Raw genomic sequence first — 11,661 nt, 5'->3', positions numbered from 1 at the left:
CCGCACTCCCCGAACTATTTCCTTCCGCGGTTGCGCACGGCGTGTCGCACTGGCGTATTTGGGACTGTGTGACAGCGGAATTCGCGACTTTTCGGTACCTTGCTCAGGGAGAAGGTGGGAGGTACGCGGGTGCACACGACATCACGATCCGGCCGGATATTTTCGGGCTGGCTGAAAAAGACCATCACCGTCCTGGCGGCGGCCGGAATTGTGTCGACCCTCGGGGCAGCGGTGGCGACGGCGACGCCCTCGGGCGGTCGCGAAGACCTCATGGTGCCGTCGAGCATGGGCCCGATCAAGGTGCAGGTGCAGTGGGCGTCTCGCGGTGGTAGCGCCGCCCTCTACGTCCTCGACGGATTGCGCGCACCCGGCGATCACAGCCAGTGGGTTTCCGATACCGACGCACTGCGCCAATTCGCGGGAGACAACGTCACTTTGGTGTTCCCGGTCGGTGGCCGCTCCAGTTTCTACACCGATTGGTACCGGCCGAGCAGCACCAACGGTCAGAAGTCCACCTACAAGTGGGAGACCTTCCTGACCCGGGAGTTGCCCGCCTTCCTGGCCAAGTACGGCGTATCGCGCACCAACAACGCCATCGTCGGCGCCTCCATGGGCGGCAACGCCGCGCTCACCATCGCCGCGCACCATCGCAAACAGTTCAAGTTCGCCGGCTCGTTCTCCGGTTTCGTGAACCCGACCTTCCCGGCCTGGAACCAGGCCATGCGCGCCGCCATGTGGGACGAGGGCATGTTCAATGTCGATGACATGTGGGGTCCGGCCGGTGATCCGGCCTGGCTGCGCAACGATGCCACCGTGCAGGCCGAAAAGTTGCGCGGCTTACCGATTTACGTCACCACGGGCAACGGCGTCCCCGGCGTGCTGGACCTGGCCAACGGTCTCGGCAACACGGTGAACGCGATGGGCCTGGAGGCGATGTCGCTGACCGCGGCCCAGATCTTCCGGGACAAGTTGGCGGCCTTGGGAATTCGTGCCCGCGTCGACATCGTCAACGGCACCCACACCTGGCCCTACTGGCAGCAGTCGCTGGCCAACGCCCGCCCGATGATCCTGGAGGCGCTCGGGGTGAAGTAGGGCGGCGTGGCCGAAAATGCCGATTTCCTGTCCGCTGATCTCTTAGTCGCCCGCGCGAAGGCCCCTACGCTCGAAGAATGACAACGCCGTCCGTCCTCATCATCGGCGCCGGATTCGCCGGCCTCGGCCTGGCCATGGAACTGCGGCGCGCCGGGATCGACACCTTCACCATCCTGGAGAAGGCCGCCGATCTCGGTGGGGTGTGGCGGGAAAACACCTATCCGGGCGCGGCCTGCGATGTGCCCTCACCGCTGTACTCGTGGTCGTTCGAGCCCAGATCCGATTGGCCCCGGCGGTTTTCGGAGCAAGCCGATATCCACGAGTACATGCGCGGTGTCGCTGAAAAGCATGATCTGCACCGGTTCATCCGATTCGGCACCGAGGTCGCCGACGCCGAATTCGACGAGCGCACCGGACAGTGGACCGTCACCACAAGCGACGGAACCCGGCTCACCGCAGATGTTTTCGTTCCCGCGGTCGGTCAGCTGTCCCGCCCGGCCCTGCCGAATCTGCCCGGCATCGACACCTTCACCGGCGCGGCGTTCCATTCCGCGCAGTGGGACCACAGCGTCGACCTGACCGGCAAACGAGTGGCCTGCATCGGCACGGGAGCCAGTGCGATCCAATACATTCCGCGTATCCAGCCCGAGGTCGCGCACCTGACGCTGTTCCAGCGGTCGGCGGCCTGGGTGCTGCCGAAGTTCGACACCGAATACAGCGCGGTGCATCACGCGCTGTTCAAGTACCTGCCGCCGACGCGGCTGGCGGAACGGTTCGCGATCTGGTCGTTCTTCGAAGTGCTCGCGCTCGCCCTGACCGACATTCCCGCGATCAAGACGCCGGTGATCGCGCTCGCCGACCGCCATCGCGAAAAGCAGGTCCCCGACCCGGAATTGCGCGCCAAACTCACGCCGGACTACGCGGCCGGCTGCAAGCGCGGACTGTTCTCCAACGAATACTTCCCGGCGTTGGCGCAACCCAACGTGACGGTCGAGACCACGGCGATCGAGGCCGTCACGCCGTCCGGCATCCGCACCGCCGACGGCATCGAGCACCCGGTCGACGTCATCGTCTACGGCACCGGTTTCAAGGGCACCGAATTCCTCGCGCCGATGAACATCTACGGAGTCGGCGGCCGCAAACTCGCCGACATCTGGGGTGACGAGGGAGCCCGCGCCTACCTGGGCCTCTCCGTGCCGCACTTCCCGAACCTGTTCATGATGTACGGCCCGAACACCAATGTCGGATCCGGCTCGATCATCTACATGCTCGAATCCCAGGCCCGCTACATCCGTCAGGTCGTCGAATACTTGACCGCCCGACCCGGCCGGCACCTCGCCGCCCGCGAAGGCGCCGAGCAGAACTGGGACGCCTGGTTGCAGCGCCGCCTGAAGGACACCCCCTGGAACTTCTGCTCCAGCTGGTACCGCAACGCCGCCGGCCGCATCACCAACAACTGGCCCGGCGCCACAGTCCTCTACCGCTGGAAGACCAGATCCTTCAACCCCGCCGATTACCACGAGGCACAAGCCGCCCACCCCTGATCCCGATACCGCACGACGACAGCTAACTGTCAGTAAACTCGCCTCCGTGCCGAATTCCGCGGACGGAAGGCGAGCGAACGATGATCTGGCTGCTACTTCTCCTGGTGCTCGTAATCGTCGCGATCCTCGTCATCATGCGGCCCAAAACCCCAGCCCCCGGCTTGCTCGGGCTCGAACTCGGCGACGCGCTCGCCGAGGCCCGGCGCGAAAACGAGCGACTCGGCGGCCAGGTCTACAATCTGGTCCCCAGCAATAACGCAGCAAAGCAAGCCCTAGCGGCTGCCGCGGAACACCACAGCGCCGCCGGCACCCAACTCGAGCGCGCCGAAACCCCCGCCCAAGCCCGCCTAGCCAAACTGGCCGCCATCGAAGGCCTGCACTACATCCGCGCCGCCCGCACCGCGATGGACCTCGACCCCGGCCCCGCCATCCCACACCTCGCCAACCAAAACCGAGCCGGACACGTCACCGAAGACCGAACCGCCGACTGCAACGGCCGCCCTCTCGCCGCCTCCCCCCACCCATCCGCCACCACGCCCTACTACTACCCGGGCGGCATGGTCGCCGGGCGCCCCGTTCCTGGGGGTTGGTACTCCGAACCGTGGTGGCGTACGGCTTTGCTCACCGGGGCCTGGGGCGTCGGGTCGACCGTCTTGTTCAGTTCGCTGTTCGGTGGCATGGCGGGTGTCGGTTATGACGCGGAGACCTTCGAGCAAGGTTTCGACGACGGTTCCGACATCGTCGGCTACGACGGTGGGCAATATGACTATCAGTCCCTCGAAGACAACTACTCCGTGCCCGACGACAACAGATACGGCTACGACGGGGCCGACACTGCCTACGACAGTGATAGCCCGGATGCCTACTCCGCCTTTGGCAGCGGCCGCGCGGATGCCTACTTCGCCTACGACAGCGAAACCACGGATTCTTACCCCGCCTACAACCGCGACCCCTCAGACCTCGACCACGCCGACTACGACGACAACGGCTACGACAACGCCGATCTCAACGGCGCCGGTTCCGACAGCGGCAACCCCTCCTGACCGCCACACGATTCCGCCCCCGAGCAACCCACCCGGTAGACTCCGAAACCATCTAGCCCAGCCTTCGTAGCTCAGGGGATAGAGCACCGCTCTCCTAAAGCGGGTGTCGCAGGTTCGAATCCTGCCGAGGGCACTTCAATGCTTGCAGGTCAGGCCGATTTCTTGACCAGGTCGACAGTCGCCGAACCCGGTCGGGTACGCAGCGAGTACGCAGTAGCAAATTTGGTACGCGCGGAATCCAGCTTGGCCGCCACATCGTCCAGGTCGTCATCGAACAGGTCCGCGTAGAAATCGAGAGTCGTACTCGGTTTGTCGTGACCCAGCATCCGCTGGAGTGCGAGCACCGAGGCACCTTGCGAGACAGCGAGCGAGGCGGCGGTGTGCCGCAATTCGTGCGGAGTGAGCCCCGCGAGGCCAGCCGCCTTGGCTGCATCATTCCACCAGTCGCGCCACATGTTCCGGACCCGTAGCACCGCACCGCGGTTGGAGGTGAAGACCTCTGCCTCAGGCCGGCGACCCGCGAGATGCTGCTTCAGCGGCTCAGCCAGGAACGCGGGGAAAGGCACACTGCGCCGCTGGTGATCCTTCGGTGCTTTTGTGACGAGCACCCCGTCGACTTCGGTGATCATTCGCTCGATCTGAAGACGTCGGCGCTGCACATTCACGGCCGAGGTCTGTAATCCGGCCAGCTCCGCGAATCGAAGTCCGCAGTAGGCGAGCACCATCACCGCCAGCCAGTTGCTACCGGCCCGTTCGGCCAGCTGCTCCACCTCCACGCCCGAGAGATAGCGACGTTTGCCGAGACGCTGTTTCGGCCGATCGATGGTGCTGCACGGGTTGACCGCAATCCGACGCGTGATGACCGCATGGTCGCAGATCTGCGAGAGCACCCCGAGGTTCTTCCGCACGGTCCCGCCGGCCGCACCCCGATCCACCTGATCGGTAACCCACTGCTGAATCTCAGTGTGCGCCAGATCGGCGAGGCGAACACTGCCCCACTGCGGGCGAATGTGCTTCTCCACGATGGACTTGTACCGCGATCGAGTCGACTTCTCCCACGACGGATGACCAGCCAGCCACTCGGTAGCCACGACATCCACTAGTACGCAACCCGCAGACGGCGCAGCGTGAACACCGGTGACCACTGCCGCTGTCTGTCCATCCAGCCAGGACTGAGCATCGGTCTTGCGGGCGAATCGTTTGGTGTGCTCTTCGCCTTTCCCGTCGACATATCTTGCGCGCCAACGCTTTCCCTTGCCATCAAGCTTTGACGGCACACGCTTCAGCGTTCCGTCAGGCTGGCGTTCATCCTTGGTCCAAGACCGAGAAATGTGGGCACTTCGCCAGCCCTACCGGACCTACCTCCCGCAGCCCAGCATCGATCCGCTGGCGCCCAGCCCGGTCATCCGGCTGTGGTCCGGTCCCAGGAATTCGAGCATTCGAGTGGGTCACCGCGGGCATCTCGGTGCGGCCTGCTTCTTCTCCGCTGGGTTGGTCTGACTGATCAAGGACTATCACGGCCATGACGGGGAATCCAAGCGCGCCTACGGCGTCACACGTGATGGCATTCGCCACCCTCGGACACCCCGCCACACCCCTGATGGCCGTCCTCCGCCAGACCAACCCAGCGGAGAGGAACCCCCATCATGGCCACCAACCTCATCACCCCGAAACGCTGCGACCACTGCCGCGAATTCGCCGTCGACTTCCTGCCCATGGCCGCACCACACAATCAAGTCGACATGGTCTGCGGGCCCTGCGTCGCCGAGTACTGGGCCGTATTCGATCCCGAGGCACGCGAAGACGACGGCAGCTAACCCAGCTTTTCCGCGCCACCGGCAACGACGCCGGACAGCGGAACCGTCAAGGCGACGGTTCCCAGGCCCAGGACACGACGATGCCCGCAGCGGTAATCCTCTTCCGTTGCGGGCATCGTGATCAGGGCTAAGGGGCCGCTTGTCCGACCTCTCGCACTTGATTCCCGGGTATTTCCTCTCGCAACAGTTTGTGCTTCCGCTGATGCAGTGTCAGCAAAACCTCGCCGATGGCACCTGGCTCTCCTCGTCGTTCGAACCGTAGTACTGACATGCGAGCATCGTCGGCTAGCTCTTGCCATGCCGCACTGAGCGCAGTCGCGTTAACTGCTTTGTCATCACTGTTCAAGAAGGTAGCCGCGGCGGATAGGCCCGATGCGGTAAGTGCCACGAGTCCAGCAGCTACACGGAACTCTTCTCCTGACAGACCGGCCGCGCCAGCCACGGCTGCGAGGATTGCGGCGGGAAGGCCAAGGAAGAAGTACGCCTGCCGCCAGTGCTTACTGAGGTTTCGATAGTCGACTGAACGTAGATCCGCCTCAGCTACCACCTTCAGCAGAGCATCCATCTCGCTACGAGGCGGTTCGCCCACATACTCTTCCAGCTCACGTCGAAGCCGACGCCGCTTTCCGCTGCCCCACAAACGACGCCCGGGCCAAACGAACCTGTTTATCTGCGTTGTCGAGTCTCCAAGGACGGCACCGGACCACATGATGCCGATGTCGCCTCCCGCTCGAACCGACTGGAACTCAAAACCTTTCGGCTCCTCGTCCTCAGAGATGTCGGCCATGCCGCCCCCTGTCTTCGTTGGCACCTAAGCTCTGCCGAGCACGACGAACGAACGGCAGAATCGTCTCACACAAGGCGACACCGTTGTAGCGAACTGATCTCCTGACGGGCGGGGTTCCCAGCCCCCTCATGGCCCGAGTGTCTGACTTCGGTGCGGGCGAGTAAAGGGCGCTACGCGTCCACTACGTGATGCCTATCGGCACCCTTGACAAGCCCTCCCTCAGCACAGGATGGCCAGTATGAGGAAGCTGGGAAGCTCCGGTGTCACAGGTGTTACCGCCTGCTGGGCGATTCGCATGAGGCAATCAATCTGCTATCTATCGCCGTGATTACGTGGCACGATCTTGTACGTGACGAGGTTGAATCTTGATCTGTTTGTGTCAGCCGACCGGTACGGAAACCTCGAAACCAAAGACAAGGAATCGTGGGACCGCGCGATCTGTGGTTTCTGCGAGGGCACGCAGATGTTAGTCGTCGCAAAGACACGGGCGCCGGACCTTCCTGAGCCCAACATGCCGCCGCAGGTGTCCTGGCTACGCTGTGTCAACTGCCTCCACGGAGTAGTTCGGAACGACTCGGAAGTGAGCCCTGCGCAGAAGCCCCTGGACACCCCGTCCTGCCTGCAGGGCGACGAACTCACCGCCTGGATCGAAGTTCGCTCCTGTCTCTCAGTCGGAGCCACAACCGCGGCCGTGATGTTGTGTCGAAAGCTGCTCTACCACGTCGCCGTCTCGCATAATCTGCCGGCGAAGGACAAGAATGGACGAGCCCCCACCTACATGGAAGCCGTTAAACATCTTGAGTCCGAAGGTGTGATCACCAAACATATGCGGCCATGGGTTGACCGAATCAAGGACATTGGGAACGAGGCGAACCATGATCTCCCAGCTATCCCGTATAGCCAGGCTATGGACGTCGCGAAATTCACCAGGCAACTTATCCACCTTGCCTACGAGCTGCCAGCCATGGTTAGTCCGCCGCTCGCCAATCCGAGCAGCCCCTAAACCTTTTCGCGCAGGTCTGTGAGAACCTGTACGTGTGGTCGGACACCATGAGGCGGCGGGTGAAATTCCCGCCTCTTCGGTACGCAGTCTGTACGCAGCACCGCCCGGCATGGCCATCACGCACCAACGCCAGCAATGTTGTTTTCCCAGCTCACGCCATCGTCGCCAACACGGCCCTACCAGGCAAAACGGGTCAAGATCGCTCTCCTAAAGCGGGTGTCGCAGGCTCGAATCCTGCCGAGGGCACCGCATTCGCGCAGGTCAGCCTCCCGGTTTTCCGGAGGCTGACCGCCTTTCTTCCGCCCTCGGTACGCATGCGTCACGGGTCAACGCCAACTCGGCGTCCAGCTGGGCGATGCGTTTGCGGGCAGCGGTGAGCTCGTCGGCCTCCACGCTGGGCACTCCGTCGCGGACTCCCGCATCGATCAGTGTCTGGGCCTTCCATCGGAACAACGTGGCCTGCGAAATGTCTGTCTACGAGGCGATCTCGGCAACCGGTTCCCCGATGCGCAGCCGCGCAGACACCACACGACGCACAGACGACGAATGCTGCTTCGGCGCAGTGACCTCCCGATGATCACTCTGCCTCAGCTCTCACAACCGTGGACCGGTTCCAGGGGGTCACATCAGGTGGACCGAATCACGAGGTCCCGTCAGGTCGAGGCCGATAGCATCCTGGGCTTGTTACTGCCCAGGGCGAAATCGGCTTCGACGACCGATCGGCCATCAAGAAGATACTCGTCAGTCCTGATGGTCACTCCGTAATACGTGCCCAAGCGTCTCGAACCACGGACAGCGCGATCTCTGCGCTGATCGCCAGTCGAGTCTGCCCCGCCAATTGGGCGTTCCAGTCGTCCTCGTCCGGTGCACGATCGAACAGTTGATGCGGGTTGGGTAGCCGGTTGGTGGGGCCGTATCTCCGGTACAACGCTCCCGCGGCGCCGTCGATCGCGCCGATGTCGTTCAGCGCCCAGAGATCCCACAGGTCGCGTGATGCGCGCCGGTCGTGCCATGTTGCAGTCTTCCCTGCAACGAAAGCCGGCAATGTGGGCACGAGAAGTTCCGCCGGTGGCACGTCGCTGTATCGCTGCTCGAGGTCGCGGAGTTCAGTTGGCCACGCCGGTCTGCCACGTGCTGACAGCAGCTGGATCTTGACGGACACGCCGGATGCGGAGCGAAGGTGGGCGGAGCCGGTATCCGGGACATCGGTCAAGGACGGAGCCCATTCCAGTCGACCGTAGCTCCGCGCGGCCGAGCGCGGCAAAGCGGCATCGAGTTCGGCTGCCAGTGTCGACCGGTTGTCCAGCGCGACCAGATCGATGTCTTCACTGAGCCTGCCGCTCGTCAGATGTGTACGGGCAAGAGCAGTTCCACCGATAAATGTGAGTCGGTCGCCGAACCCGCGGCTGATTGCGGCCAGCAAATGGGAGATCAGATGGTCGCGCTCGATCTGCTCTGGGGCAACTCCGAATTGAGCCGCGACACTGTCATGTTCGTCGATGCTCATGTCCCACCCAACTTTCCGCACGTCGTAGCGCCGCACCCCGCCGCTGGTCTTTTGCGAGCTGTGTAAGTCTTGCCAAATCACTACGACGGTAGAGCGTCTCGATCGCCGGACGAACCTCCATCTCGGCATTCCCCAGTTCTGGGCGCTGGGCGAGATCGAGCACGGTCTGCTCCGGCGTCGTGACCAGCACCTGACCTAGCAGCGTTTCGACACGCTCCGCGTCAAGCGCCTCGGTATCGCGGCAGACGAATCGGACTTGTGCCGAACGGTCGGTCAGCGCGATCGGCCGGTGCTGGCTCGGGACCGCGACAACCGCGATCGCCAGCGCACGAGGTACGGCTCCCAGCATGCGGGCCGCGCTGATTCCCATGACGATGGCGTGATTCGGCCCGTAAATCGATGTGGCGATACCCGCGGCGGCTGCCTCGAGTTCTGGCAGCCAGGTTCGGCCGACATAGTCCGGCGGGACGATGATGTAGTAGCCGTGAGCAATGCGGTGCAACACGCCCCGATCGACGAGGCGCGCGACCTCGGGCCGCGGTTGGGCGTAGATGCCAGCCAAGTCCTGCGGCCGCAGGGTCCGAAGCGGTGTCCGCCAGAGCTCACTGGGTAGGGCGGTGTTGCGATGTTCAGCCATCAGCACCGCCTCTCGGAAACTATGCAAATGGTTGGCTATTACCCAACTATTTGCATAGTACCGGATGGATGGCCGTCGCTCATCGGCATTGACCGCCTGCTATCCAGGCTCTCGCCCTGCAGCCCGCTGGGGCGAAATCGGCTTCGATGACCAGCTGACCAGCAAGAATATGCTGGCCACTACGGTTTCATGTGCATGGAGCCCTGTCGAGGGCACTTCAATCTCTGCCGGTTACGCAGGTTCTGCGCCGAGGTTGATCGCAGCCAACCCCCAATTACGCAGTAGCGATTCGTGGGCGAGGGAATCCAACTCGGCCAGATCGTTGTAGAACAGGTTCTAGACGTCCAGCGTCTACTCTCGCCACGCAGGATGGTGTCGATAGATGTACGCCAGCACTTGCGGTACAAGGTCCTCCAACCGGAGATGGCTTGTATCGAACACTGCGACACCATGCCGCGGCCGCAAGAAGTCGCTGACGAGAGAATCGGCCGCGTCTCGCTCCACTGCGCAGGCGCCGCCTTCGGGTGTTCCTATCCGCGCCGCTCTCGCATCGTGGTCAGCAACCAGAAGAATTTTCACATCCGCGTCCGGCACTACGACAGTCGTCGCATCGCGACCATCGATTACGACGCCTTCGAATGTCGATACCGCCTTACTGACAACTGCCCGCTGCCGAGCAGTCATGATCTCTCTGACCTCGGCATGCCGAGCGACCTCGGGAACGATGCGACTGATTTCGTCGGTCTTCAACCGACTCGAAACTTCCTCTCCCGCGAGCGTGATGACGGTGCTACCGGTGTCGAGCGATACCAGTACGGGATAATTGTGTGCCGCGTCCGCAACGGCGCCATCGGTGTTGTCGCGTGCGAGGCCTTCGTTGACGCACCAGAGTGCAAGGGCGCGATACAACAGGCCAGCGTTGAAGTAGGGCAGCCGAAGTTGTTGTGCCACCGCGAAACACAGCGAAGACTTGCCGGTTGCGACACCCCCGTCGACCGCGACTACAAGACAGTCCCGGGTTCGACGTGGTTGAATTCCCACCCACGGAGTGTAGATGCGCAACGCGGCATCGAAGGCTCGAATAGCCGATGCCGGCGATGTGCGTCTCTTGCTCACTCTCCTGTCGCCGAGACCCGATGGTAGGACGTCAACCATGCCGAGCAGCGATCGAGTAGCGGCCGTGAATCCGGTCGGATCGCAACAGTTGCTGCTGCCGCTGGAGGGCACACCCGACTCGGCCCCGATCGAGCGGTCAGCCCGTCGACGCTCGACTCGACCCGATCCTGCCTGTATCTTCTGCCAGCACGCAGATCCGACCATCAACACCGTGGTCCGCCGCCGGGGCACCATGTACGCCCGCTGGGACAATTTTCCAGCCAGTCGCGGACATATCGAGATCGTTCCATTTCGCCATATCTTGTCTTTCTTCGATATGACTGAACGGGAAAATCGAGACTTGCATATTCTGGCACAGACGATGCGAGACACTCTGAATTCGATGTATCAACCGGACGGCTTCACGATAGGAGTCAACGACGGCTCGGCCGCGGGCCGGACTATCCCACACCTGCACCTGCACATCATCCCCCGTTGGTACGGGGATGTGCCAGATGCTCGCGGTGGTATCCGGCGGGTGTTTGCCGAGTGTGATCCTGATTCGTGGAGCTAGGGGTTTTCGGGCTTGATGGCTATCGCCAGCAGCCACTCGTTCCTCGTCGGACCGCTTATCAGTATTTGACCGAATCCGGCATTTTCCAGCCAACTATACAGTTCCTGCTTACTGGTATACGTGAAAAGCCTGCCGTCCGACCGGCGTTCACCGCCACACCCTTCTTTCATGCTCAGTCCGATCGGAGCTCCGGGGCGGAGTATCTCGAAGCATTGAGTCACGGCAGCGGAAATTTCAGTCCTACGCAAATGGAGAAAACTGCCGCATGCCCAGACGCCGCCGGCGAACCCCGAAATGAAGGGCAGTGCGAGCAAATCGGCGTTGACACCGCGGATCAGTTGCGGCGGCTGGGCCGAATCTACGCACCGGGACAGTAACGCCAAGCTCCCGTCCACGGCGATCACTGTGTGGCCCAACTCCGCGATGAAACGCGCATCCCGACCGCTACCAGAGCCCAAATCGACGACGGTCGATGCGCGTTGGAGATGCGTGGTAAACATCGCCAGGTCGCGTTCCAGTCCGTCGAAGGACTCGAAAGAGTCAGTACGTTCCACGTAGTGGG

At 62.7% G+C, this 11,661-nt stretch carries 12 protein-coding genes and 2 tRNA genes; 8 read left to right on the top strand and 6 right to left on the bottom strand.

Annotation, left to right across the window (positions count from 1 at the left end):
• Positions 1 to 129 precede the first annotated feature (129 nt).
• The 4 genes from BJ987_RS02150 (at position 130) to BJ987_RS02135 (ending at position 3,812) form a co-directional block, all read left to right on the top strand.
• Positions 130 to 1,092, top strand: coding sequence for an alpha/beta hydrolase (locus BJ987_RS02150; RefSeq protein WP_307869420.1), 963 nt, complete (start codon positions 130 to 132; stop codon positions 1,090 to 1,092).
• 77 nt (positions 1,093 to 1,169) lie between these two features.
• Positions 1,170 to 2,636, top strand: coding sequence for a flavin-containing monooxygenase (locus tag BJ987_RS02145; protein ID WP_209884169.1), 1,467 nt, complete (start codon positions 1,170 to 1,172; stop codon positions 2,634 to 2,636).
• Positions 2,637 to 2,716: 80 nt separating this feature from the next.
• Positions 2,717 to 3,679: a DUF1542 domain-containing protein gene (locus BJ987_RS02140; protein ID WP_209884167.1), complete on the top strand. Its 963-nt coding sequence runs from the start codon at positions 2,717 to 2,719 to the stop codon at positions 3,677 to 3,679.
• Between the two features lie 60 nt (positions 3,680 to 3,739).
• Positions 3,740 to 3,812, top strand: a tRNA-Arg gene (locus tag BJ987_RS02135).
• A 16-nt stretch (positions 3,813 to 3,828) separates the two neighbouring features.
• Here BJ987_RS02135 and BJ987_RS02130 read toward each other — a convergent pair.
• A complete protein-coding gene (locus BJ987_RS02130; RefSeq protein ID WP_209884165.1) occupies positions 3,829 to 4,770 on the bottom strand; it encodes a tyrosine-type recombinase/integrase in 942 nt (313 codons plus the stop codon).
• Between the two features lie 555 nt (positions 4,771 to 5,325).
• On the opposite strand from BJ987_RS02130, the gene BJ987_RS02125 reads away from it, so the two are divergent.
• Entirely contained in the window at positions 5,326 to 5,496 is a 171-nt protein-coding gene (locus BJ987_RS02125) for a hypothetical protein (protein ID WP_209884163.1), read from the top strand.
• A gap of 127 nt (positions 5,497 to 5,623) precedes the next feature.
• Here the strand turns inward: BJ987_RS02125 and BJ987_RS02120 are convergent, their stop codons facing one another.
• A complete protein-coding gene (locus tag BJ987_RS02120) occupies positions 5,624 to 6,283 on the bottom strand; it encodes a hypothetical protein (protein WP_209884161.1) in 660 nt (219 codons plus the stop codon).
• A 349-nt stretch (positions 6,284 to 6,632) separates the two neighbouring features.
• Here BJ987_RS02120 and BJ987_RS02115 point away from each other — a divergent pair, with 349 nt between their 5' ends.
• Both BJ987_RS02115 and BJ987_RS02110 read left to right on the top strand, forming a co-directional pair.
• A complete protein-coding gene (locus BJ987_RS02115) occupies positions 6,633 to 7,286 on the top strand; it encodes a DUF4145 domain-containing protein (RefSeq protein ID WP_209884159.1) in 654 nt (217 codons plus the stop codon).
• A gap of 173 nt (positions 7,287 to 7,459) precedes the next feature.
• Positions 7,460 to 7,532, top strand: a tRNA-Ser gene (locus tag BJ987_RS02110).
• A gap of 508 nt (positions 7,533 to 8,040) precedes the next feature.
• On the opposite strand, the gene BJ987_RS02105 is transcribed toward BJ987_RS02110, so the two are convergent.
• The 3 genes from BJ987_RS02105 to BJ987_RS02095 form a co-directional block, all read right to left on the bottom strand.
• Entirely contained in the window at positions 8,041 to 8,793 is a 753-nt protein-coding gene (locus tag BJ987_RS02105) for a nucleotidyl transferase AbiEii/AbiGii toxin family protein (RefSeq protein ID WP_209884157.1), read from the bottom strand.
• Positions 8,774 to 9,430, bottom strand: a complete 657-nt coding sequence (locus BJ987_RS02100) for a type IV toxin-antitoxin system AbiEi family antitoxin domain-containing protein (RefSeq protein ID WP_209884155.1) — start codon at positions 9,428 to 9,430, stop codon at positions 8,774 to 8,776. Before BJ987_RS02100 ends, BJ987_RS02105 begins: the two co-directional genes overlap by 20 nt.
• Before the next feature lie 351 nt (positions 9,431 to 9,781).
• Positions 9,782 to 10,471, bottom strand: coding sequence for a (d)CMP kinase (locus BJ987_RS02095; protein ID WP_209884153.1), 690 nt, complete (start codon positions 10,469 to 10,471; stop codon positions 9,782 to 9,784).
• A 112-nt stretch (positions 10,472 to 10,583) separates the two neighbouring features.
• Here BJ987_RS02095 and BJ987_RS02090 point away from each other — a divergent pair, with 112 nt between their 5' ends.
• On the top strand, positions 10,584 to 11,099 hold the full coding sequence (locus BJ987_RS02090) for an HIT family protein (RefSeq protein ID WP_209884151.1): 516 nt from the start codon (positions 10,584 to 10,586) through the stop codon (positions 11,097 to 11,099).
• On the opposite strand, the gene BJ987_RS02085 is transcribed toward BJ987_RS02090, so the two are convergent.
• Positions 11,096 to 11,653, bottom strand: a complete 558-nt coding sequence (locus BJ987_RS02085; RefSeq protein WP_209884149.1) for a class I SAM-dependent methyltransferase — start codon at positions 11,651 to 11,653, stop codon at positions 11,096 to 11,098. The genes BJ987_RS02090 and BJ987_RS02085 overlap by 4 nt on opposite strands.
• Between the last annotated feature and the right edge of the window lie 8 nt (positions 11,654 to 11,661).

This window comes from Nocardia goodfellowii (genome assembly GCF_017875645.1).
GTDB classification, from domain to species: domain Bacteria; phylum Actinomycetota; class Actinomycetes; order Mycobacteriales; family Mycobacteriaceae; genus Nocardia; species Nocardia goodfellowii.
This window is presented reverse-complemented; position numbering and strand designations above follow the sequence as displayed.

Excerpts from the sequence above, each read along its gene's own strand:
- BJ987_RS02120 (WP_209884161.1), bottom strand. The coding sequence starts at position 6,283 with ATGGCCGACATCTCTGAGGACGAGGAGCCGAAAGGTTTTGAGTTCCAG.
- BJ987_RS02105 (WP_209884157.1), bottom strand. The coding sequence starts at position 8,793 with ATGAGCATCGACGAACATGACAGTGTCGCGGCTCAATTCGGAGTTGCC.
- BJ987_RS02140 (WP_209884167.1), top strand. The coding sequence starts at position 2,717 with ATGATCTGGCTGCTACTTCTCCTGGTGCTCGTAATCGTCGCGATCCTC.
- BJ987_RS02100 (WP_209884155.1), bottom strand. The coding sequence starts at position 9,430 with ATGGCTGAACATCGCAACACCGCCCTACCCAGTGAGCTCTGGCGGACA.
- BJ987_RS02145 (WP_209884169.1), top strand. The coding sequence starts at position 1,170 with ATGACAACGCCGTCCGTCCTCATCATCGGCGCCGGATTCGCCGGCCTC.
- BJ987_RS02090 (WP_209884151.1), top strand. The coding sequence starts at position 10,584 with ATGCCGAGCAGCGATCGAGTAGCGGCCGTGAATCCGGTCGGATCGCAA.
- BJ987_RS02125 (WP_209884163.1), top strand. The coding sequence starts at position 5,326 with ATGGCCACCAACCTCATCACCCCGAAACGCTGCGACCACTGCCGCGAA.